The sequence below is a fragment of the Leisingera sp. S232 genome (genome assembly GCF_049800895.1).
Lineage (GTDB): Bacteria > Pseudomonadota > Alphaproteobacteria > Rhodobacterales > Rhodobacteraceae > Leisingera.
In genome coordinates, this window is sequence record NZ_JBNAFX010000019.1 from 1 (window position 1) to 23,131 (window position 23,131).

General features: G+C 61.6%; 21 protein-coding genes. 12 read left to right on the top strand and 9 right to left on the bottom strand.

Annotation, left to right across the window (positions count from 1 at the left end; all coding sequences use genetic code 11):
• Positions 1–247, bottom strand: a 247-nt coding sequence (locus ACP151_RS12500) for a transposase (protein WP_424979233.1), incomplete at its 3' end; no start/stop codon positions are given.
• A 641-nt stretch (positions 248–888) separates the two neighbouring features.
• On the opposite strand from ACP151_RS12500, the gene napE reads away from it, so the two are divergent.
• From napE to ACP151_RS12530, 6 genes are read left to right on the top strand one after another with little or no spacing between them, the layout of a single operon-like run.
• Positions 889–1,038, top strand: a complete 150-nt coding sequence (napE, locus tag ACP151_RS12505; RefSeq protein WP_424979234.1) for a periplasmic nitrate reductase, NapE protein — start codon at positions 889–891, stop codon at positions 1,036–1,038.
• Positions 1,039–1,049: 11 nt separating this feature from the next.
• The gene (napF, locus tag ACP151_RS12510; protein WP_424979235.1) at positions 1,050–1,577 is read left to right on the top strand and encodes a ferredoxin-type protein NapF; all 528 of its coding nucleotides are present in this window, start codon (positions 1,050–1,052) and stop codon (positions 1,575–1,577) included.
• Positions 1,574–1,852, top strand: coding sequence for a chaperone NapD (locus tag ACP151_RS12515; RefSeq protein ID WP_424979236.1), 279 nt, complete (start codon positions 1,574–1,576; stop codon positions 1,850–1,852). Before napF ends, ACP151_RS12515 begins: the two co-directional genes overlap by 4 nt.
• The gene (gene napA / locus ACP151_RS12520; protein ID WP_424979237.1) at positions 1,849–4,359 is read left to right on the top strand and encodes a nitrate reductase catalytic subunit NapA; all 2,511 of its coding nucleotides are present in this window, start codon (positions 1,849–1,851) and stop codon (positions 4,357–4,359) included. Before ACP151_RS12515 ends, napA begins: the two co-directional genes overlap by 4 nt.
• An 8-nt stretch (positions 4,360–4,367) precedes the next feature.
• Positions 4,368–4,838, top strand: coding sequence for a nitrate reductase cytochrome c-type subunit (locus ACP151_RS12525; RefSeq protein ID WP_424979238.1), 471 nt, complete (start codon positions 4,368–4,370; stop codon positions 4,836–4,838).
• Positions 4,838–5,506, top strand: a complete 669-nt coding sequence (locus ACP151_RS12530) for a NapC/NirT family cytochrome c (RefSeq protein ID WP_424979239.1) — start codon at positions 4,838–4,840, stop codon at positions 5,504–5,506. Before ACP151_RS12525 ends, ACP151_RS12530 begins: the two co-directional genes overlap by 1 nt.
• An 81-nt stretch (positions 5,507–5,587) precedes the next feature.
• On the opposite strand, the gene ACP151_RS12535 is transcribed toward ACP151_RS12530, so the two are convergent.
• The gene (locus ACP151_RS12535; RefSeq protein ID WP_424979240.1) at positions 5,588–6,499 is read right to left on the bottom strand and encodes a rhodanese-related sulfurtransferase; all 912 of its coding nucleotides are present in this window, start codon (positions 6,497–6,499) and stop codon (positions 5,588–5,590) included.
• A 177-nt stretch (positions 6,500–6,676) separates the two neighbouring features.
• On the opposite strand from ACP151_RS12535, the gene pncA reads away from it, so the two are divergent.
• From pncA to pncB, 3 genes are all read left to right on the top strand, one after another.
• The gene (gene pncA, locus ACP151_RS12540; protein WP_424979241.1) at positions 6,677–7,273 is read left to right on the top strand and encodes a bifunctional nicotinamidase/pyrazinamidase; all 597 of its coding nucleotides are present in this window, start codon (positions 6,677–6,679) and stop codon (positions 7,271–7,273) included.
• A gap of 68 nt (positions 7,274–7,341) precedes the next feature.
• On the top strand, positions 7,342–9,606 hold the full coding sequence (locus ACP151_RS12545; RefSeq protein WP_424979242.1) for an ATP-binding protein: 2,265 nt from the start codon (positions 7,342–7,344) through the stop codon (positions 9,604–9,606).
• Between the two features lie 62 nt (positions 9,607–9,668).
• Positions 9,669–10,958, top strand: a complete 1,290-nt coding sequence (gene pncB, locus ACP151_RS12550; RefSeq protein ID WP_424979243.1) for a nicotinate phosphoribosyltransferase — start codon at positions 9,669–9,671, stop codon at positions 10,956–10,958.
• Positions 10,959–11,038: 80 nt separating this feature from the next.
• Here pncB and ACP151_RS12555 read toward each other — a convergent pair whose 3' ends face one another.
• From ACP151_RS12555 to ACP151_RS12580, 6 genes are all read right to left on the bottom strand, one after another.
• Positions 11,039–12,496, bottom strand: a complete 1,458-nt coding sequence (locus tag ACP151_RS12555) for an aldehyde dehydrogenase family protein (protein WP_424979244.1) — start codon at positions 12,494–12,496, stop codon at positions 11,039–11,041.
• Positions 12,489–12,962: a GNAT family N-acetyltransferase gene (locus ACP151_RS12560; RefSeq protein WP_424979245.1), complete on the bottom strand. Its 474-nt coding sequence runs from the start codon at positions 12,960–12,962 to the stop codon at positions 12,489–12,491. The genes ACP151_RS12555 and ACP151_RS12560 overlap by 8 nt, the downstream gene beginning before the upstream one ends.
• Complete coding sequence (locus tag ACP151_RS12565) at positions 12,959–14,551, bottom strand: ABC transporter ATP-binding protein (RefSeq protein WP_424979246.1); 1,593 nt, start codon at positions 14,549–14,551, stop codon at positions 12,959–12,961. Before ACP151_RS12565 ends, ACP151_RS12560 begins: the two co-directional genes overlap by 4 nt.
• On the bottom strand, positions 14,548–15,363 hold the full coding sequence (locus tag ACP151_RS12570; RefSeq protein ID WP_424979247.1) for an ABC transporter permease: 816 nt from the start codon (positions 15,361–15,363) through the stop codon (positions 14,548–14,550). Before ACP151_RS12570 ends, ACP151_RS12565 begins: the two co-directional genes overlap by 4 nt.
• Positions 15,360–16,307 carry an ABC transporter permease gene (locus ACP151_RS12575; RefSeq protein WP_424979248.1) on the bottom strand — a complete coding sequence of 316 codons (948 nt, stop codon included), beginning with the start codon at positions 16,305–16,307 and terminating at the stop codon, positions 15,360–15,362. The genes ACP151_RS12570 and ACP151_RS12575 overlap by 4 nt, the downstream gene beginning before the upstream one ends.
• Before the next feature lie 356 nt (positions 16,308–16,663).
• A complete protein-coding gene (locus tag ACP151_RS12580) occupies positions 16,664–18,142 on the bottom strand; it encodes an ABC transporter substrate-binding protein (RefSeq protein ID WP_424979249.1) in 1,479 nt (492 codons plus the stop codon).
• Between the two features lie 164 nt (positions 18,143–18,306).
• Between ACP151_RS12580 and panB the strand changes: the two genes are divergently transcribed.
• The 3 genes from panB to glpK all read left to right on the top strand — a co-directional run bounded on the left by panB (position 18,307) and on the right by glpK (position 21,558).
• On the top strand, positions 18,307–19,137 hold the full coding sequence (gene panB, locus ACP151_RS12585) for a 3-methyl-2-oxobutanoate hydroxymethyltransferase (RefSeq protein WP_424979250.1): 831 nt from the start codon (positions 18,307–18,309) through the stop codon (positions 19,135–19,137).
• 8 nt (positions 19,138–19,145) lie between these two features.
• Positions 19,146–20,006, top strand: coding sequence for a pantoate--beta-alanine ligase (gene panC, locus ACP151_RS12590; RefSeq protein WP_424979251.1), 861 nt, complete (start codon positions 19,146–19,148; stop codon positions 20,004–20,006).
• Positions 20,007–20,073: 67 nt separating this feature from the next.
• On the top strand, positions 20,074–21,558 hold the full coding sequence (gene glpK, locus ACP151_RS12595; protein WP_424979252.1) for a glycerol kinase GlpK: 1,485 nt from the start codon (positions 20,074–20,076) through the stop codon (positions 21,556–21,558).
• A 246-nt stretch (positions 21,559–21,804) separates the two neighbouring features.
• Here the strand turns inward: glpK and ACP151_RS12600 are convergent, their stop codons facing one another.
• On the bottom strand, positions 21,805–23,061 hold the full coding sequence (locus ACP151_RS12600; RefSeq protein ID WP_424979253.1) for a flavin-dependent oxidoreductase: 1,257 nt from the start codon (positions 23,059–23,061) through the stop codon (positions 21,805–21,807).
• Positions 23,062–23,131: the final 70 nt, after the last annotated feature.

The window sequence follows — 23,131 nt, forward strand, 5'->3', positions numbered from 1 at the left end:
TCTTCAGCAGGCTCGCAACCATACCGGACGTTTGCCGCAATGGCAGGCCGAACAACACCTTCACACTAAGGCAGAACTGGATGGCCGCATCGGAGAAGGTCTCCGGTCGTCCGCGTTTGCCGCATCGCTCGGCGAACCAGGTCATGTCGCGGTCAAACCAGACCAGCAGAGAGCCGCGCTTTCGAAGTGATGCGTTATAGTTGGACCAGTTCGTTGTTCGATAGCGGGAAGAGGCAGGCTTCGGCATGCCGCCGATCTAACCTACGGGATTCGCAAAGTGAATCCTCTACGGCCTTTGTGCAACAACGCCCTCCAGCAGCACCATTAATCACTGATAACGCTGAATAAATTTTCCGCAACTGACACGGCTGACAATGTCTGTTTTGCAGCCGGTTTTACGTTTTGGGTGTCTTTAGGCGCACTCAGCGGCCAGCTTTGGAAACCGGTCGGCATTTGCTTTGCGAATCGGCTGAATGGCTGTCTGTGGCGACTTGGCAGTCGCGGCCAGCAGAAATCATGTTCTGCGTCAGCTGTGTCGCTGCGGGAATCAGGTCTGGAAGCCACCAGGGCGTGCCGAGTCAGCCGCCGCTTCCGGTCTAAGGTCAGCATAGGCAGACAGCAGCGCCGTGATGAGACGGTTTCCATTTATTGAATGTGTTTCTTTTGAAAATCAGCCGCCTGCAAATGATTCAGATCAAAGCGGCGGCCGGTGCCGTTTTTCATTGTGGCGCTGGCAGGGCGGACCCAGGCCGCGCGGACGGGCCGGATCTTGAAACACCCTAGGACTAAGATCCGGCGTTGCCGGGCAAACGGGCCTCTGCCTGCACGATCAGATCGCGGACGACCCGCAAACAACGGTGCAATTCAATACAGCCAAGGAGGACGCTCATGTCCGAACAGCCAAGCAAAGCCGAAGAGCGGAACACCTTTCTGTTCCTCGCAGTGATTCTGGCGCCGGTTCTGGCCGTGGGAATCGTTGGCGGTTACGGCCTGATCATCTGGGTGTCCCAGATCTTCCTGGGGCCGCCTGCGGGATAGAGGGCCAGCACATGCCAGCACATGCCAGCACCGTTCCCTCTGCAGCGCCCTCCCGGCGTGCTTTCCTGACCGGCAGAATTGCCCGCCCGGAGCCGGAATTCCGTCCGCCCTGGACGGATGAGGACCGGGTGCAGGCGAATTGCACCAGCTGCAATGCCTGCGTGGAAAGCTGTCCCGAGAACATCATCGAGTTTGACAGCAAGGGGCGGCCAAGGATCAGGTTGCAGGGCGGTGAATGTACGTTCTGCGCGGCCTGTGCAGAGGTTTGCCCGGAACCGGTTTTTGATCTGGAGCAGCCTGCGCCCTGGCCAGTGACGGTAGAGATCACCGGCAGCTGCCTGAACATTGCCGGGATTGCCTGTCAGCTGTGTACCGACATCTGTGACCCGCGTGCCCTGAGGATGGACCTGTCGGTTCGTCCGGTCGGCGCCATTCAGGTGGATGCCAGCGCCTGCACCGGCTGCGGCGCCTGCCTGTCCAATTGCCCCAGCAATGCAATCGCCCTGTGCGACCCACGCCAGCAAAGGATCCCTGCGTGACAGAAGAAATCCATATCTCCAGCCTGCTGGTGCGCAGCAACCCGGCCCGTATGGGGGCGGTGCTGAAGACGATCCAATCCATGCCCAACGCTGAGATTTCGCAAAGTGATCCCTCGGGCAAGATCGTTGTTTTGTTTGAAGCGGAAACGGACCGTGCCATTGGCGATGCCCTGGCCAGGATTCAGCTTCTCGACGGTGTCGCCAGTGCGGCGCTTGTCTTTCATCAGACCTGCAATGCGCAGGACCTCGCCTTTGAAGAAGGAGTCCCCCAATGATCGGCCCCAAGACTGGCCTGACCCGCCGCGACGCCATCAAGGCGCAGGCCGCCGCAGCTGCAGCGCTTGCCGCCGGGCTGCCCATTCCGGCAGCGGCGCAGAATCTTGTTACCGACGCCAATGTAACCGAGCTGAAATGGTCCAAGGCAGCCTGCCGATTTTGCGGCACCGGCTGTTCGATCATGGTTGCCACCAAGGCCGGCCGGGTGGTTGCAACCCATGGCGATACTCAGGCAGAGGTCAACCGCGGCCTGAACTGCGTGAAGGGCTATTTCCTGTCCAAGATCATGTATGGCGCTGACCGGCTGACCACGCCTCTGCTGCGCAAGACGGGCGGCGAATATGACAAGAACGGCGAGTTCACCCCGGTCAGCTGGGACGAAGCCTTTGATATCATGGCCGAGAAATGGAAGAAGACTCTGGCTGAAAAAGGCCCTGAGGGCATCGGCATGTTCGGTTCCGGCCAGTGGACCGTCTGGGAAGGCTATGCGGCGTCGAAACTGATGAAGGCGGGCTTCCGCTCCAACAACATCGATCCGAATGCGCGCCATTGCATGGCCTCGGCTGTGGGCGGCTTTATGCGGACCTTCGGCATCGACGAGCCGATGGGTTGCTATGACGACTTTGAGAACGCCGATGCCTTCGTGCTGTGGGGCTCGAATATGGCGGAGATGCACCCGATCCTGTGGACCCGCATCACCGACCGCCGCTTCAGTCATCCGCATGTGAAGGTGGCGGTTCTGTCGACTTTCACCCACCGCAGCTTTGATCTGGCGGATATCCCGGCGGTGTTCACGCCGCAAACCGACATGGTGATCCTGAACTATATCGCCAACTACATCATCCAGAATGATGCGGTGCATAAGGATTTTGTCGGCAAGCACATCAACTTTCGCCGCGGCAATACGGATATCGGTTATGGCCTGCGGCCTGAGCACCCGCTGCAGCAGGCGGCGGAGAACGCGGACAAGGCGGGCGGTTCCGAGCCGATGTCGTTCGAGGAGTTCGCGGAATTTGTTTCCGAATACACCCTCGAAAAAGCAGAGGAAATGTCCGGCGTTCCAGCAGAAACCCTGGAGAAGATCGCCAAGCTTTACGCCGATCCCGACACCAAGGTCATGTCGTTGTGGACCATGGGCGCGAACCAGCACACCCGCGGTGTCTGGACCAATAACCTGCTCTACAACATCCACCTGCTGACCGGCAAAATCTCCACCCCCGGCAATTCGCCGTTCTCGCTGACTGGCCAGCCCTCGGCCTGCGGCACCGCGCGCGAAGTGGGTACTTTCTCGCACCGTCTGCCTGCCGACATGGTGGTCAAGAACCCCAAGCACCGCGCCTATGCCGAAAAGATCTGGAAGCTGCCCGAAGGCACTGTCCCCGGCTGGGTCGGTTCCCACGCGGTAAAGCAGAACCGCGATCTGAAGGACGGCAAGATCAACTGCTACTGGGTGCAAGTGAACAACAACATGCAGGCCGCGCCGAACATGATGGAGGAAGGGCTGCCGGGCTACCGCAACCCTGACAACTTCATCGTGGTGTCGGATGCCTATCCGACGGTGACGGCAGAGGCCGCCGACCTGATCCTGCCCGCCGCCATGTGGGTCGAGAAGGAAGGTGCCTTTGGCAACGCCGAGCGCCGCACCCAGTTCTGGTATCAGCTGGTCAACGCGCCGGGCGACTCCAAATCCGACCTGTGGCAGCTGGCAGAGTTCTCCAAGCGCTTCACCACGGATGAGGTCTGGCCTGCGGAAATTCTGGACGCCAACCCCGAGTACAAGGGCAAGACCCTGTTCGAGGTGCTGTTCGCCAATGGCAAGGTCGACCAGTTCGAGCTGTCCGAGAAGGCAAAGGAATACGGCAACCACGAATCCGAGGACTTTGGTTTCTACATCCAGAAGGGCCTGTTTGAGGAATACGCCGAATTCGGTCGCGGCAAGGCCCACGATCTGGCGCCGTTCGACACCTATCACGAGGTGCGCGGCCTGCGCTGGCCCGTGGTGGACGGCAAGGAAACCCGATGGCGGTTCAAGGAAGGTTCAGATCCCTACGTCAAACCCGGCTCGGATTACGAGTTTTACGGCAAGCCCGACGGCAAGGCGGTGATTTTTGCGCTGCCTTATGAGCCACCGGCGGAAAGCCCGGATGCGGAATACCCGATGTGGCTGTCCACTGGCCGCGTGCTGGAGCACTGGCATTCAGGCTCGATGACTCAGCGGGTGCCGGAGCTGTATCAGGCCGTTCCCGATGCGCTCTGTTACATGCACCCGGACGATGCCAAGGCGCAGGGATTTCGGCGTGGCACCGAAGTGCGGATCATTTCGCGGCGCGGCGAAATCCGCACCCGGATTGAAACCCGCGGCCGCAACAAGCCGCCCAAAGGGTTGGTGTTTGTACCCTGGTTCGATGCGCGCCGGCTGATCAACAAGGTCACGCTGGACGCCACCGATCCGATCTCGAAACAGACGGACTTCAAAAAATGTGCAGTCCGTATCGAAGCAGTGTGAGGCCCGTCATGAAACTTCTCCGTCTCGCCGTCCTGGCTGTTCCGGTTTTTATGGCCACGGCAGCCGTTGCCCAGAACCAGGTCGCCACGCTGCGCAACACCGCGCCGCTGGACCAAGAGGGCGAAGCCACCCAGATCCCCGGCATCGTCAACACCGACATCCGTCAGGTGCGCAACTACCCGGATCAGCCGCCGCTGATCCCGCACAAGACCGACAACTACCAGGTTGATCTGAACTCTAACAAATGCCTGACCTGCCACAGCCGTACCGCCGTGGAAGTCAGTCAGGCGCCGATGATCTCGGTCACCCATTTCATGAACCGCGAAGGCCAGACACTCGGCGCGATCAGTCCACGGCGCTATTTCTGCACTCAGTGTCACGTGGTGCAGACCAATGCCCGGCCGCTGGTCGAGAATGAGTTCGTCGATATCGACCGCGTGATCGATTATGTGAACACGCAGCAGAGTGGGGCGGACTGATGATTGGTTTCCTCAAACGGCTCTGGTGGATCATCCGGCGACCCAGCGCCTATTTCTCGCTCGGTTTTCTGACCATGGGCGGCTTTGTGATGGGGATCATCTTCTGGGGCGGCTTCAACACGGCGCTGGAGGTCACCAACACCGAAGCCTTCTGCACCAGCTGCCACGAGATGCGCGACAACGTGTTCGAGGAGCTGAAGCCGACGATCCACTATTCCAACCGCTCCGGCGTACGGGCGTCCTGCCCGGACTGCCATGTGCCGCACCAGTGGTCCAACAAGATCGCCCGCAAAATGCAGGCCTCCAAGGAGGTCTGGGGCAAGATTTTTGGCACCATCAACACGCGGGAAAAGTTTCTGGAGCACCGGCTGGAACTGGCGCAGCATGAATGGGCGCGGCTTGAGGCCAATGACAGTCTTGAGTGCCGCAACTGCCACTCGGACGAGTCGATGGATATCACTCGCCAGTCCAAGCGGGCAGCAGATGCACATGAGCGCTTCCTGTTCACCGGCGAGAAGACCTGCATCAACTGCCACAAGGGCATCGCCCACCAACTGCCTGACATGGCCGCAGCTGAAGGCGAAGATCATGCCGGTCTGCTGGCGCCGGCGCATGGTGCGGGGCTGCTGGAAAGCACCCGCAGCTATCTGGGCCTGAGCAGCGACTGACGCTGCCATTCCGGCCACCCACGAAAAAGGCCGCTGTCTCGATGGGCGGCGGCCTTTTGTTAGTGTCTGTTGTTCTGCGTACTACAGAGGGATGCTGCCCAGACGATCTGCGCCGCGTTTGCGGGCCAGCATCATCTGCTTTTGCCGTTCGCGGAACCGCGCCTTGTCTTCTGCCGAAGTTTGATCAATGCACTGATGGCAGCTGACACCCTGTTCGAACTCAGGCCGATCCTTATCCTGCGGCAGGATCGGGCGGCGGCAGCCGTGGCACAGCTCATGCGGGCCTTCCACCAGCCCGTGGCCCACCGACACCCGGTTGTCAAAGACAAAGCATTCGCCTTCCCAGGTGCTGTTCTCGGCGGGCATTTCTTCCAGATACCGCAGGATGCCGCCTTTCAGGTGATAGACATCTTCTACCCCCTGGCCCAGCAGGTAGTTGGTTGATTTCTCGCAGCGGATGCCGCCAGTGCAGAACATCGCAACCCGTTTGTTGTGAAAGCGGTCCTTGTTCTTTTCCCACCAGGCCGGGAAATCGCGGAAACTGTCGGTTTCTGGGTCGATCGCGCCCTCAAAGGTGCCGATCGCAACTTCATAATCGTTGCGGGTGTCGATCAGCACAACATCGTCTTGCCGGATCAGATCGTTCCACTCTTCCGGCTCGACGTAATGGCCGACAGAAGCCAGCGGATCCACATCCGGCTGCCCCATGGTCACGATCTCTTTCTTCAGTCGAACCTTCATCTTGCCAAACGGCGGCTCAGCGGCGGTGGCCTCTTTCCATTCCAGCGCGGCACAGCCGGGCAGGGACTTGATATGGGCCAGCACCGCGTCGATGCCTGCGCGCGGGCCTGCAATGGTGCCATTGATCCCTTCTCTTGCCAGCAGCAGCGAGCCTTTGACATCCTGTGTCTGGCACAGCTCCAGCAGCGCCGGTTTAATGGCGGCAGGATCGGGGAAACGGGTGAAGTGATAGAGGGCAGCAATCGTGTACATGCCCCGCCCTTAGAACCAAGTGGCGCGGTTTTCAAGAGAAACAACCTGCCGCGCTGCACCAATAAAACAAGGGGTTTGGATGCATCTTTATGTCTGCTCAGGCCATTGGCCGCCAACGGCAGTTCCCAAGAGTGGCGTGTACCGCTACATATAGTGTGTACAGCATAGGAGTTGCCGATGACCCAGGCCCTGATCGTTGTCGATGTACAGAATGATTTCTGTCCTGGCGGGGCGCTGGCTGTCCCCGGCGGGGATGAGATCGCAGCGCCTATCAATGCGATGATGGATGACTATGACGCGGTGATCCTGACACAGGACTGGCATCCGGCGGGCCATTCCTCCTTTGCGTCCTCGCATGCGGGAAAGGCGCCGTTCGAAACCACCGGGATGCCATACGGCCCCCAGGTTCTTTGGCCCGACCACTGTGTGCAGGGCACCAATGGAGCAGCCTTCCACCCGGATTTGCGCACAGATGGCGATCTGATCATCCGCAAGGGGTTTCGTGCCGCGATCGACAGTTACTCAGGGTTTTTCGAGAACGATCAGATCACACCCACCGGGCTGGAGGGCTATTTGCGCAGCCGCGGCATCACCCGGCTGACACTGGTCGGACTGGCGACAGATTTCTGTGTCGCTTTTACGGCGCTCGATGCGGCGCGGCTGGGTTTTGAGGTCAAGGTAGAACTGTCCGCCTGCCGGGCCATCGACCTGAACGGGTCGCTGCAGGCGGCGCTGTCGCAAATGGAAGCGGCGGGGGTGGCGTTTCGGTCCTGACTAGATGTTTCCAAATATTAACCAATGTTCTTTAATGTCGCGGGAGCACTGAACTGCAAGGCTGACGAATGAAGGAAGGAACCGGGCCGGATGTCGGCCCTTTGGCCAGCTATGAAAAACAGTACAGCTCTCTGGAGCTGATGCTGCGCTATGCCAAAGGTCGGTACAAAACCTTTCGGGCACGCCAGGCTTTTGTTTTCGGGACCTGCCTGCTGCTGGGATTGGCCACTGACATGGCCATTGCCGCCTGGGGGTTCCTTGCGGCGCTGGTTGGAGATGCCGCCGACAGCTATTGTCTTTGGCGGCTTCCTGTACTGGCCAAGAGGGGCGTTTCTGAACGCAAGCTGCGGCTGATGTCCACGGTGTCGGCCGTAGTTTATGGCGCGGGGATGAGCATCTGCGCCACCTTGCCCTACTGGCCCTGGGTGGAGGCCGGCGTGGATACCGATCATCATCTGGACATTCTGTTCCCCGTGGCCTTCCTTGCCGGCGTTGCGATGAATGCCGCGATCACCCTGCCATACCACCGCCAGGCATCGCTGGTCTGGATGGTCTTCTTCTGCTTGGTTCCGGCCACCATGCTTGCCATCGACCTGACGATGGGGGGCGGCTTTACAACCGATTGGCAGCTGCATGCTGCTGGCATTGTCACCCTGACCGGTTTCATGTTCTGGTTGGCGGCTTACGGGCGGCGGACCTTTGAAAATACACGCCGGTACAACCGGGCAACTGCGGTCCAGCAGCAGCAGCTGGAAGCGGCCAACACCCGCCTGAAGGAGCAGCAGATGGAGGCCCGCCGTCTGGCGCTGGTGGCGGAAAATGCCAGTGACAGCGTAGTTCTGATGGACCGGACAGGGCGGATCACCTGGATCAATGACAGCTTTACCCGCCTCACGGGGTATTCTTTCGAAGAGGCTGTGGGGCAGCGGCCTGGCGATTTTTTGAACAGCGGCCAGACAGATCAGGAAACCATTGATCTGCTGAACAAAAGCCTTCGTCTTGGCCGTTCAGTGCGGGCTGAAGTCCTGAACCGATGCAAGGACGGACGCTTGATCTGGACCGAAACCAGCCAGATGCCGATGCTGGACAGCCGGGGCAATCTGGAAACCATGATCGCGGTGGAGCGGGACGTCACCGCCGCCAAGGAACACGCTACGCAGCTGGAAAACGCCCGTACCGCCGCAGAGGAGGCCGCCCGCGCCAAAGCGGATTTCCTTGCCACCATGAGCCATGAAATCCGCACCCCGATGAATGGGGTGATCGGCATGGCGCAGCTCTTGCGCGACAGCGGCCTCAACAAGGAACAGGCGCTGTATGCCGACACCATCCTCAACTCTGCGGACATGTTGCTGGCGCTGATCAACGATGTTCTGGATTTTTCCAAGATGGAAGCCGAAGAGCTCACTCTCAATCCGGTCAACTTCAATCCCAGAACCTGTTTTGAAAATACCGTCCGCCTGCTGCAGGCCCCTGCCGGTGCCAAAGGGTTGGAACTGGCGCTGGAGATTGACGATAGCCTGCCGGTGCAGCTTTGCGGCGACGACAGGCGGATCCGTCAGATTCTGATGAACCTCACTGGCAATGCGATAAAATTCACCAAACAGGGCAGGGTAGAGGTGGTGCTGGGCGGAACTCCGACAGAGAAGGGGTACGATCTCTCCTTCACAGTGACAGACACCGGTATCGGCATCTCTCGCGACAAGCTGTCGGATGTGTTTGAGCGTTTTTGTCAGGCGGAGGCCGCAACCAGCCGCCGGTATGGCGGCACCGGCCTGGGCCTGGCAATCTCGCGCCGTTTGGCAGAGGCAATGGGAGGCAGCATCATGGTGTCTTCCGAGCTGGGGGCAGGCTCTTGTTTTGCCGTGCGGCTGCAGGTGCAGACGGCGCAGGCAGAGGCCGCAGCACCTGCGGCTGATCCGGTCAGTACCGATGGTCCGGCGGCTTTGGACGGGCTGAGGGTTCTGGTCGCCGAAGACAATGCAGTGAACCGGCTGCTGGTCGAGAAGTTCCTGCAGCCTGCATCGGTGGACTTGGCCTATGCCCGCGACGGGCACGAAGCAGTGGCGCAATTCCAAGCCTTTTCGCCCGACGTCATCCTGATGGATATGTCGATGCCGGAAATGGACGGGCTGGAGGCGACGCAGGCAATCCGGGCCTTGCCCGGCCCACAGCCTGCGATTGTTGCCCTGACCGCAAATGCCTTTGAGTCTGACCGCCAGGCCTGCCTGGCCGTTGGGATGGACGATTTCATGAGCAAACCCATCAGCAAAGCAGAGCTTCTGGCGCTTCTGGCACGCTTCGCCCCGCAGGCACACAGCCGCCGTGTAGGCTGATCGCCTTGCCCCGGCTGCCAGGCTGTCTTATCAATCAGTGACCCTTACGCATGAGGCCGCCGGTGGACATCGCAACCCGCGTCTACAATCACAAATGGAAGATCGATCCGATCGTCCGGTCGCTGATCGATACAGATTTCTACAAACTTCTGATGTGCCAGTCGGTGTTCCGCAACAAGCCGGACACAACCGTCACCTTTTCGCTGATCAACCGTTCGGCGCAGGTGCCGCTGGCAAAACTGATCGATGAGGGCGAGCTGCGCGAACAGCTGGACCATATCCGCTCGCTGTCACTGTCCCGTGGCGAAAGCACCTGGCTGCGCGGCAATACTTTCTATGGCAAGCGCCAGATGTTCCGGCCCGATTTCATGGAATGGTTCGAAGGGTTGCGGCTGCCGCCCTACTATCTGGAGCGCAAAGGCGACCAGTATGAGCTGACGTTTGAGGGCAAATGGCCCGAAGTGATGCTGTGGGAGATCCCCGCGCTGGCGGTGCTGATGGAACTGCGCAGCCGTGCCGTCATAAACAGCATGGGCCGTTTCGAACTGCAGGTGCTTTATGCCCGGGCCATGACCCGGGTCTGGGAAAAAATCGAACGCTTGCGCGAGGTGGATGGCCTCAGCATCGCCGATTTCGGCACCCGCCGCCGCCATTCCTTCCTGTGGCAGGACTGGTGTGTGCAGGCGATGATGGAAGGGCTGGGGGGCAAATTCACCGGCACCTCGAACTGCCTGATCGCGATGCGCCGCGAAGTGGAGGCGATTGGCACCAACGCCCATGAGCTGCCGATGGTCTATTCCGCGCTGGCCGGAGATGACGCGGCACTGGCGCAGGCGCCCTATGATGTGTTGTCCGACTGGCATGACGAGCATGAAGGCAACCTGCGGATCATCCTGCCGGACACCTATGGCACCAAGGGTTTCCTTGACCACGCGCCGGACTGGCTGGCCGGCTGGACCGGTATCCGCATCGACAGCGGCGACCCGGCCAAAGGCGCCGAGGTGGCGATCAACTGGTGGAAAGAACGCGGCGAGGATCCGGCGGAGAAACGGGTGATTTTCTCCGACGGGCTTGATGTGCAGCAGATCCAGGAACTACACACCCAGTTTGCGGGGCGCACCAAGGTCTCCTTTGGCTGGGGCACATTGCTGACCAATGATTTCCGCAAGCTCGTGCCGGATGACGCATTGGCGCCGTTTTCGCTGGTGTGCAAGGCGGTTTCTGCCAACGGGCGGCCCACGGTGAAATTGTCTGACAACCCGGAAAAGGCGATGGGCCCGGCAGAAGAAATCAGGCGCTACAAGCGTGTTTTCGGTGTCGGCCAGCAGGAGCGTCAGGCTGTCATAGTCTGAGCGTGAAAGAGGGGGCGCTGCCCCCTCGGCCTGGCGGCCTCACCCCCGGAGTATTTGTAGAAAGATGAAAGGCGCAAGGGTCAGCCGTGGTGCGCCGCTACAGTCTTCAGCTGCGAGAACCCGTAGAGCGCTTCAAAGCCTTTTTCCCGCCCGTGGCCGGATTTCCCGACCCCGCCAAACGGCAGTTCCACCCCGCCCCCGGCGCCGTAGTTGTTGAGGAATACCTGACCGGCCCGCAGGCGTTTGGCCAGCCGCATCTGCCGAGCCCCGTCGCGGGTCCAGACGCTGGCAACCAGCCCGTATTCGGTGGCATTTGCGATCCGCAGCGCGTCCTCTTCGGTCTCAAAGGGGACCAGCACCTGCACCGGGCCAAAGATCTCTTCGCGCGCAAGCACGTGATCTTCGGGCACGTCCGAGAACAGGGTGGGTCGTACATAGGTGCCGCTGGCAGGCGCGTGGGGCACGATGGTTCCCTCTGCAGCCACTGGCAAGTTGGCCCCCTGTTTCAGAAAGCTTTCCACTATCTGTTTTTGCCGGGCCGAGATCAGCGGCCCGACCCGCAGGTTCTCTGCCGCCGGTCCCACAGTCAGCGTGTCGTAAGCTGCTGCCATCCGAGCCTTCACTGTCTCATAGATGGCGCGCTGCACCAGAATGCGCGAGGAGGCGGAACAGGTCTGGCCTGCGTTCTGAATGCCCGCGTTCACCAGAAATGGTAGCGCGGCGTCCAGATCGGCATCCTCGAACACCAGCTGCGGGGATTTGCCGCCCAGTTCCAGCGTCACCGGCACCACATTGGCCCCCGCGGCCTGCTGCACCAGCGCGCCGGTCCTGACCGACCCGGTGAAAGAGATATGATGCAGGCCGGGATGACCGGCCAGCGCCGCCCCGGCTTCCGCGCCCAATCCCGGCACAACGTTCAGGGCGCCTGCGGGCAGTCCGGCCTCGATGGCGATATGGGCAAATGCCAGCGCGGTGAGACAGGCCTCTTCGGCGGGTTTCAAGACGCAGGCATTGCCCATTGCCAGTGCTGCCCCCACCGAACGCCCGATGATTTGCATCGGATAGTTCCAGGGCACGATATGGCCGGTGACCCCATGCGGCTCCCGTAGGGTGTAGACGGTGTAGCCATCCAGATAAGGAATGGTTTGCCCCGTCACCTTGTCCGCTGCGCCGCCGTAAAACTCGCAATAGCGGGCCAGCGCCAGGGCATCAGCCCGCGCCTGAGCCAGCGGTTTGCCGACGTCCATTGCCTCCAGCACCGCCAGCGCTTCAACCCGTTCAAGCACCAGCTGACCGGTGCGGGTCAGGATGCGGCCCCGCTCCAGCGCGGTCATACGGCCCCAAGCACCATCCAGCGCTGCGGTTGCGGCGTTCACGGCAGCATCAATGTCTGCGGCACCTCCCCGGGCTATCGCGCAGATGCTGCTGCCATCCGAAGGGTTCACCAGCGGCAGGGTGTCGCCGCTCATTGAAGGTTGCCATTTGCCGCCGATCAGGCAGGCCGCGGGATCGAACCAGAGGGGAGAGGCGTCAGTCATCATGGGCTCCTGCAACGTCGAATGTGTAGCTTTTGGTCTGATGCTCGGTGAAGGGCGCACCCTCGCGCAAGTCCCGGATGCTGGGCAGGATGCTGAGACAGGTGCCCCAGAACGCCACTGCTTCCTTTGAGGACTTGGACAGCCCCATGCGCCAGCGGCCCGGAAACTCCTGCAGGATCAGACAGGCGGCCTCTTGCCCCCAGCCCTGGCGGCGGTGCTGCGGCAGGATGCAGAACTCGGACAGTTCGCGGCGGTCTTCGGGCAGGTTCAGCACTATAGCAAAACCGATGCGCTGGGGGGTGTTCAATATCCAGAAGGCTGTCACATCTTTGCGGTTCAGCATCTGGCCTGCACGATCTGTCGGGTCGATCCGGGCCTGCGGTGCGACTTCGGCAAGATAGGGCGCCAGTGCGGCTGCCAGCAGCGCCTGCTCCCGTGGCATGATCAGCGCCAGCGTCAGGGTCATGCGGCCCCCGTATCGATGTCTGGCAGCACCGGCGCCGCGGCGATCAGCCGTTTTGTATAGGGGTGCTGCGGGTTGCTGAACATGGTTTCGGTCTCCCCCTGTTCGACGATCTTACCCTGTTGCATCACCAGGCAGCGGTCGGTGATCGTGCGCACCACGCTCAGGTCGTGGCTGATGAACAGATAGGTGAGCGAATAGGCTGCGCACAGCTCTGCCAGCAGGTCGAGAATGCGGGCGCGGACTGATACATCCAGCGCCGAAACCGCCTCGTCAAAGATGATCAGCTCTGGCCGTGTGATCAATGCGCGCGCAATGGCGATACGCTGACGCTGCCCGCCGGAGAACTGGTGGATGTATTTACTGCCATCCTCCGGTTGCAATCCGACGGCACAAAGGGTCTCGGCAATCAGATCCCTGCGCTCGGCGCCGGTGGGCGGATTGGGCAGCATGTGGAAGGGTTCGGTAATCAGCCGTTCCACCCGATGGCGCGGGTTGAAGCTGCCATAGGGATCCTGGAACACCACCTGCATCTTGCGCCTGAGACCGGGGGCAAGCCGGGTTGTCACGGGCTGGCCGTCCAGTAGGATCTCTCCGCCCTGCAGTGGTTCCAGCCCCAGAACAGCCCGTGTCAGGGTCGATTTCCCGCAGCCCGACTCGCCCACCAGCCCCAGCCGTTCGCCGCGATTGAGGGTGAAGGAGATGTCATTCACCGCGCGGTATGTTCCGGGTTTGGCAAACAGCGACTTGCGCGGCGTCCGGTAGTCGCGCACCGCGTTCCTGACCTCCAGCAGCGGCGCCGGGGCAGGGGAGGGCGGCAGTGCGACCTGATGGTTTGACGCTTCAAACAGCATCCGTGTGTAGGGATGGCGCATGTTGCGCAGCAGACAGCCCGTGTGGCCGGTTTCAACCACCGCGCCCTGGCGCATGACGACGATCCGGTCTGCCAGATCCGCCACCACCGCCAGATCGTGAGTGATGATCAACAACCCCATGCCATAGTCCCGCACCAGGTCTTTCAGCAGCTCCAGAATCTGCGCCTGGGTGGTTACGTCCAGCGCGGTGGTTGGCTCATCTGCAATCAGCAGCTTCGGCCGCAGCGCGATGGCCATGGCAATCACCACCCGCTGGCGCTGACCGCCCGACAGCTCATGTGGATAGCGTGTCAGGGGAAAGCGGTCCTGCGGCAGGCCCACGCGCTCCAGCACCTGGCGCGCGCGGGCTTCGGCTTGCGGGCGCGACATCGCTTTGTGGATCAGGATGGTTTCCATCACCTGTTCGCCGATCGTCTGTACGGGATTCAGTGCGGTCATCGGCTCTTGGAACACCATGCCAATTGACTGGCCCCGGATCGCGCACATCTGCGCTTCGGACTGCCGCAGCAGTTGGGAGCCGTTCAAGGCGATATTGCCTGTGGCCCCTGCCTGCGCCGGCAGCAGCTGCATCACAGCCAGTGCGGTCATCGATTTGCCCGATCCGCTCTCGCCTGTGACGGCGACAATCTCGCCGGGATCGATGTGCAAGGAGACGTCCTTCAGCACCTGAAACGCGCCGATCTTCAGTGACAGATTGGTGACATCCAGCAGCGTCATGCGCGGGCCACCCTTAGTTTCGGATCAAAGTGGTCGCGCAATCCGTCGCCCAGAAGGTTCAGGCCCAGAACCGTCAGGATGATGGCCATGCCTGGCACCAGTGCCAGATGCGGGGCAAAGCTGACCATGGTCTGCGCATCCGCCAGCATCCGCCCCCAGCTGGGCGTGGGCGGCTGCGCACCAAGGCCAACATAGCTGAGCCCCGCCTCAGCCAGAATGCCCAGAGAGAATTGGATCGTCCCCTGCACGATCAGCAGATTCATGACGTTGGGCAGGATATGTTCGGCTGAGATCCGCGCCGCACCCTTGCCTGCGACCCGTGCTGCCAGAATGAACTCCCGCTCCCAAAGGGACAGCGCCGCGCCACGGGTGACACGGGCAAAGACGGGGATGTTGAAGATGCCGATGGCGATGATGGCATTCACGGCTCCAGCGCCCAGAACCGCGGTGATCAGGATGGCGATCACCAGCGACGGGAAGGCAAAGATCAAATCGTTGCCGCGCATGATCATTTCATCCGGCCACGACCCCTTGCGCGCTGCCGCCGCCAGCCCCAGCGGAACGCCTGCGCCCATGCCGATGCCGACGGCCACCAGCGCCACGGCGATAGAGGTGCGCGCCCCCACCATGATCATCGACATCAGGTCGCGGCCAAAGTGATCTGTACCCAGCCAATGCTGTGCATTGGGCGTCTGCAGCTTGGCCGGGATGTTCATCGCCGTGTGGTCAAAGGGGGTCCACAGGTAGGATGCGACCGCTGCCAGCAGCACCAGTACAGACAACGTGCCGCCTAGGATCAAATTGCGGGTCATGTCCGGCTCCTGAGGCGCGGGTCGACCAGCGCATAGGTCAGATCAACCAGGAAATTCACCGAGATCACCGCAAACACCAGTAGCATCACCACCGACTCCACCACGATCAGATCACGCGAGGAAATCGCCTGGAACACCAGCCGCCCCAGGCCGGGCAGATAGAAGACCTGCTCGATGATGATGGCGCCCGCCAGCAGAAACGAGAACTGCAGCCCGATGATGGTCAGCACCGGGATCAGCGCGTTCCTGACCCCGTGGCGCCACAGCGCCTGTCGGCGGCTGAGGCCCTTGGCCCGCGCGGTGCGGATGAAATCCTCGCCCAGAATGTCCAGGAGGGCAGAGCGCATGACACGGGTCAGAATCGCCGCCTGCGGCAGCGCCAGCGCAATGGCGGGCAGGGTGAGCGCATGAAAGCCGGCCCAAAGCCCGGCGTCCCAGCCGGGAAAGCCGCCGGCGCTGAACCAGCGCAGATTGATGGCAAAAATCACCACCAGCATCATCGCAAACCAGAAATTCGGCACCGCAACACCCAGCTGGGTGGCGCCGATTACCGCCATGTCGCCCGGCTTGCCGCGGCGGGCGGCGGCGTAGAGGCCTGCCGGAAAGGCGATCAGGGTCGAGAGCGTCAGCGCATACAAGGCCAATGGCAGCGAGACCCACAGCCGGTCTGCGATCATTCCTGCCACAGGCGTGCGGTAGGTATAGGACGTGCCGAAATCGCCGCCCAGCATGCCGGCCACCCAGGCCAGATAGCGTGCAGGTTTGCTTTGATCCAGGCCCAGCTCCGCCTTCAGGGCAGCGACAGTGTCGGCCTGCGCATTGACGCCCAGCATGAAGGAGGCCGGATCACCCGGCGCCACCTCCACCACAAGGAAAATCATCAGCGAGGCCGCAGCCAGGCTGAGGATCAGCGACAACAGACGTTTCAGGGCATAGTGCAACATTGTAATCACGTTAAGTAACTGCAGGGGCTGGGTCCAGCGGCGAACGGTGCTAGCGCCGCTCTTCCCCGGTTTTTCGAGGGCGAGGGGCCGACAAAGCGGAGGGTTACATAGCTGCCGCCCGACAGGGCCATAAAGGCGACGGCGCAGGCCAGCGCCACAGGTCCGCCACGGGCCGAACGCAGGCTGGTGATCGGCTATGCGCGTTGCCCGCCTGCTGCCAAAGCTCTGCCGCCTGGGCCATCCGGGTTTCCAATTGGGCGTTGCCCGGTGTGGCAACGCCCAGAAGGCAGATGAAACCGGTCAGAAGGCGCCCGATCATTTCTGAACCTCCTGGCCCAACGGGAGTGTGCCGCGGCTTACTCCGCCCAGCTAAGCGCGCTCAGGTCTATGGCAGCCGTTGGCGCGTTTTCCCACAGCCCCTGCAGCCCGGCCTTGGCGACTCCCAGTTTGGCCAGCTGGAACAGGTAGCCGTTCACATAGTCCGCGGCGATCATCTCTTGCGCGTCTTGCAGGATCGCGGTGCGCCCGTCCGGATCGGTGGTGGTGTTCAGCTTGGCCATCAGGTCTTGGAAAGCCTTGCTGTCATACTGGAAGTAATAGTCGGGCCGGGCATAGATGCCGATGTCCATCGGCTCGGTATGGCTGACGATGGTCAGGCCAAAGCTTTTGCCCCGGAACACGCTCTCCAGCCACTGTGCCCATTCCACATTGATGATCTCGGCCTTTATCCCGACCTCGGCCAGCTGCGCTGCGATGATTTCGCCACCGCGCCGCGCATATGAGGGAGGCGGCAGGTGCAGCGTGGTCTCGAAACCGTCGGCCAAGCCTGCCTCAGCCAGCAGCGCCTTGGCTTTCTCTGGATCGTAAGCGGAGCCACCTGTCAGATCCTTGTAAGCCGGGCTGTGCGGCGCGAAATGGGTACCGATCGGGGTGCCATAGCCGAACATGGCGCCGTCAATGATCGCCTGGCGGTCGATCGCATGGGCCACGGCCTCGCGTACGCGCACATCATCAAACGGTGCCTGTTTGTTGTTGGTGGACAGGATCGTTTCGCCTTCGGTCGACCCTACCAGTACCTGGAACCGGGGATCGGCGTCGAACTGCGGCAGGTTCTCCGGCGCCGGGAAGTTGTCAAAGGCATCGATGTCCTCTGCCATCATTGCGGCAAAGGCGGCAGTCGGGTCAGAGATGAATTTGAACGTGGCCGAGGCCAGCGTGGGCTGATCGCCCCAGTAGTCAGGGTTGCGGGTGAGCGTGATGCGGTCGCCCTGCACCCATTCCTGAAAGCTATAGGCACCGGTGCCGATGGGATTGGTCTTGATCTGTTCGATGCTTTCTGGCGCCACAATCACCGCATCGCCCCAGGCCAGATTGAACAGCAGACTGCCGTTCGGCCCGTCCAACGTAATCTTCACCGTCTGCGGGTCCATGGCCTCAACCGATGTGATGCCTGCAAACAGCGCCTTCTGCGCATTGGTGCTGTCCTCGGCGCGGGCCCGGTCAAGAGAGAATTTCACATCCTCTGCATCCATCGCGCTGCCATCATGAAAGGTGACGCCCTTGCGCAGTTTGAAGGTGTAGACGGTGCCGTCCCCGGAGATTTCCCAGCTTTCCGCCAGCCCCGGCACCACCGAGCCATCGCCCATGAAGCGGGTCAGCCCTTCGAAGATATTGCTGTAAACCACCGAGTCGATGGCCTGCGCGGCGGCGCTGGTCGGATCCAGATGTGGCGGCTCCAGCTGCAGGCCGATGGTGACATTGTCCTTGGCCGAGGCACCGCCTGCCATTAGGGCCATTGCGGATGCCGTTGCCAGTACAAGTGATCTCAGAACCATTGAAAATCTCCCTGATTATTGCCGCCAGAGCCTCTGCTGGCGCCTATTGGAAACGAGTTTCCAGCATTTCCCAGCGTAATCAAGGGGCGTGGACATTTCGCGCACTGGAAGCACGCGGCGTTAATTGGTAATCCGTGCGCCATTCGAACTGCGGACAGGAAGCCATGAGCGCAACAGCCAAGAAACAGGCGCCCAACGCCGAAGACATCCGGGCCCGCAAAGGCGGCACCCCTTTGGTGAGCCTGACAGCCTATACCACGCCGATGGCGCGGCTGATGGACGAACATTGCGACTTCGTGCTGGTCGGCGACAGCGTCGGCATGGTTCTGCACGGGCTGACCTCCACTCTGGGCGTGACGATGGAGATGATGATCCTGCACGGCCAGGCAGTTGCGCGCGGGCTGGAAAAGGCAATGCTGGTCATCGACATGCCGTTCGGCAGCTACGAGGAAAGCCCGCAGCAGGCGTTTCGTAATGCCGCCCGCCTGATGGCCGAGACTGGCTGCGCCGCAGTCAAGCTGGAAGGCGGGGTTGAAATGGCCGAGACCATCCGCTTCCTGGTCAAGCGCGGTATTCCGGTGATGGCGCATATCGGCCTGACACCGCAGTCGATCAACACATTGGGCGGCTACAAGGTGCAGGGTCGCGATACGCAGGCTGATGCCGTGATGGCCGATGCCCGCGCCGTGGCCGATGCCGGGGCGTTCTCGGTGGTGCTGGAAAAAGTGCCGCAGAAATTGGCTGACCGGATCACTGCCGAGGTGGCAATCCCGACCATCGGCATCGGCGCCAGCGCGGGCTGCGACGGGCAAATCCTGGTGGTCGATGACATGCTGGGCTTCTTCACCGCCTTCAAACCGAAATTCGTCAAACGCTATGCCGACCTTGGCCCGTTGGCAGAGGCCGGCATCGCCGAATACGCCGCTGAGGTGCGGGCGCGCAGCTTCCCCGCGGCAGAACATGTTTTTGCCGATCAGGCGCCCTCCAAAGGATGACTTCTGACATGACTGCCCCGATCCTGCGCCGCCTGTCTGACCTGCGTGCCAAGACAGCCGAATGGCGCCGCAATGGCGAGACCATCGGATTGGTTCCGACCATGGGCGCGCTGCACGCGGGCCATCTGTCGCTGGCCAAGACGGCCCGCGAAACCTGCGACCGGGTAATCGTGACGATCTTTGTGAACCCCAAGCAGTTCAACAAACCGGAAGATCTGGAAAACTACCCGCGCACCGAACACGAGGATGCTGCAAAGCTCGCCCCTCTTGGTGTCGATCTGATCTATTGCCCGGACCCCGATCAGATTTACCCGGACGGCTATGCCACCAATGTCTCGGTCGGCGGCAGCATCACCGCGGTAATGGAGGGCCCTTTCCGCCCCGGCCATTTCGATGGTGTGGCGACAGTGGTCGCCAAGCTGTTCCTGCAGACCAGCGCGGATAAGGCGTTCTTTGGCCAGAAGGATTATCAGCAGCTGATGGTGGTGACCCGCATGGCGCGCGATCTGGATATCCCGATTGAAGTGGTCGGCTGTGAGACTGTGCGGGAAGCTTCGGGATTGGCGATGTCCTCGCGCAATCTGCTGCTGCCAAAAGAGGCTCTGACCAAAGCGGCGGCGCTGAACGCTGCGATGCGTGACGCCGCAGCCAAGGCAACAGCAGGTGAGCCTTGGGCGCCGCTGGAAGCGGCTGCACGGCAGGCGCTGGCAGAGGCAGGCTTCACCGATGTCGAGTATTTCGACCTGCGTTGCGCAGAAACACTGGAGGCCCTGGCGACGCTCTCCCGCCCGGCCCGGCTACTGGCGGCGGCCTGGATGGACGGCGTCCGGCTGATCGACAATATCGAAGTTATGGAACTAAAATATTAGTAGGGTCTGGCAGCGGTAACAGTTTTACGTCTATTGTCCCTGGTCAGAGGAGACTGGAGGGCAGCCGATGACCTATATTCTGGCAATTGATCAGGGCACCACGTCGACCCGGGCAATCCTGTTTGATGCAGGTATGCAGGTCGCGGGCACTGCACAGCAGGAGTTCACCCAGCATTACCCGCAGGCAGGCTGGGTGGAGCATGACCCGGAGGAGATCTGGGAGACCACAGTCGCTGTTTGCCGCGCGGTGATGGCCGGCCTGGGCATTGCTGCTTCGGACATTGCAGGCATTGGCATTACCAATCAGCGCGAAACCACAGTGGTTTGGGACAAATCCACGGGCAAAGCTGTCCATAACGCCATTGTCTGGCAGGACCGGCGCACCGCCGCGATTTGCGAGGATTTGCGCAAAGCGGGCCATGAGGAGAAGGTAACGGACCGTACCGGCCTGCTGCTTGATCCGTATTTTTCGGGCACCAAGGTGAAATGGATTCTCGATACCGTAGAGGGCGCACGCCATAAGGCGGAGGCGGGCGAGCTGCTTTTCGGCACGGTTGATACCTTCCTGATCTGGCGCCTGACCGGCGGTGCCTCGCATGCGACCGACGCCACCAATGCCGCGCGCACGCTGATGTTTGACATCCGCAAGGGCCGCTGGAGCCGCACCATCAGCGATCTGCTGGATGTGCCGCAACAGATGCTGCCAGAGGTGAAGGACAGTGCGGCTGATTTCGGCACCACCGATCCGGCGATCTTGGGTGGTGCGATTGCGATCCTGGGCGTTGCAGGCGACCAGCAGGCGGCGACCATCGGCCAGGCCTGTTTCCAGCCGGGAATGATGAAATCCACCTATGGGACCGGGTGCTTTGCGCTGTTGAACACCGGCGATGCGCCCGTCGTTTCGAAAAACCGGATGCTGACCACCATCGCCTATCAGCTCGATGGTCGGCCGACCTACGCGCTTGAAGGCTCGATTTTCATCGCAGGCGCTGCGGTGCAATGGCTGCGCGACGGGCTGGGGATCATCGAACAGGCATCGCAAACAGGTGAACTGGCCCTTGGCGCCGATCCCGGTCAGGATGTCATCCTGGTGCCCGCCTTTACCGGGCTTGGTGCGCCTTACTGGAAGCCGGAATGCCAGGGTGCAGTGTTTGGTCTGACCCGCAACTCAGGTCCTGCCGAGTTCGCCCGTGCCGCGCTGCAAAGCGTCGCCTATCAGACCCGCGATCTGTGGGAGGCGATGCGTGCCGATTGGGGCGGAGACACCCATGTGACCTTGCGCGTGGATGGCGGCATGAGCGCCAGTGACTGGACCATGCAGAGCCTGTCGGACCTTCTGGGCGCCGCCGTCGACCGTCCTGTGATGCAGGAGACCACCGCGCTGGGCGCTGCCTGGCTGGCGGGAATGCGGGCCGGGATCTATCCTGATCAGGCGGGGTTTGCAGCAACCTGGAAGCTGGACCGTCAGTTCACCCCGCTGATGCAGCCAGAGGCGCGAGACGCAGCCTATGGGCGCTGGCAGCGGGCGGTGCAGGCAGTGATCGGAGTCTGATCTGGCGGTCTGAGGGGCAAGGTGGTACTCCCGCCTGCTCCTGCCCATTCATGGAATGGGCATCACAGTTGGGCGTAGCGCCGCGCTTTGCGCGGCGTTTGTCTTTGCTGAGAGGCGGTTTAAGTGCAGGTTTGCCCTTAAACGCGCCTATTCCAGTGTGGGGGCGGACATCCGCGCCTCAAGGGTGAACCGTGCCTGCGGCACGGCGGCTGCGCCGCCCTTGACCCGCAGCTGGCCGCGCGCGCCCTAGGCTATGGTTGCGCCTGCCGGGATGGTTGCGGGGCGGGCATTCAGGTCCTTGATGGAGAAACCTGCAAGTGATTTGTACCTTGCGGCATGCGCAGCCAGCTTTGCCTGCGGGATCACCTCATGGATGTTCTGAAAGTCGCCGCCGCAAAGGTCTTCGACCTGTTGCAGCACCCCGTCCGGCCCGCCGCCTGCACGGTTGGCAAGACCTACAGCCGTTGCGATCGGGCGCACTTCTGCCTCGTATGCTTTGAGCGCGGCGGCGTTGATACCGTGCTGCAGCAGTTGCGCACCGATCACCCGCGCATCCACGATGGCCTGGCTGGCACCGTTGGAACCCACGGGATAGGTCGGATGCGCAGCGTCGCCCATCAGCGTGACGTTGCCATCAGTCCAGCGCGCCAGCGGGTCGCGGTCCACCATCGGGTATTCAAAGACCGACTCGGCCCCGTGGATCAGAGCGGGCACGTCGATCCAGTCAAACCGCCAGCCCTGGAAATCTGGCAGGAATTCACGGATGTCCGCAGGCCGGTTCCAGTCTTCCTTGCGCCAGGGCGCGGAAGGGTCAAAGCTCTTTTCTGCAATCCAGTTCATGATGACGCGGCCATCGGCATCCGGCATTGAGATCGGGTAGGCCACCAGCCGCAGGTGATCATGGCCGATCATCGCCATTGCTGCGCCGCCTTTGAAGGCGGGCGCACGCGTAGTGGCCCGCCACAGAATGCGACCGTTCCAGATCGGTGCACCTTCTGTCGGCACCATCTGTGCACGCAAAGCAGAGTGAATGCCATCTGCTGCCACCGCCAGTGACCCTTCGATCCGCCGCCCGTCCGCAAGCAGCAGCGCAGCACCGCACTTCGTGTTTTCATATCCGGCAGCACGTGCGCCGGTCACGATGCAATCCGCGCCTGCCCGCTTTGCCAATACACGGTACAGCATCATCTGCAGTTCACCGCGGTGGATCGAGTACTGTGGCCAGGCATAGCCCGCATCCATGCCGCGGGGTTCTTCCCAGATCGTCTTGCCCAGCTTGCTGTAAAACCCAAGCTGGCCTGTGCGTACACCAAGGGCATTCAGCTCCGTCTCCAGTCCCAGGTCGAACAGCTCCCGCACCGCATTTGGCTGCAGGTTGATGCCCACACCCATCGGTTTCAGATCCCGAGCCGCTTCATAGATCTGAAAGCGCAGGCCGATCTGCTGCAGGGTCAGGCCCAGCGTCAGGCCGGCAATGCCGCCGCCTGCAATGAGGATCGTCATGGTAAGTACGCCTCTTATTTTCCCGGACAGAAAACCACAGCGGCCTTGCCGGAACAACCGCAAAGCCGGA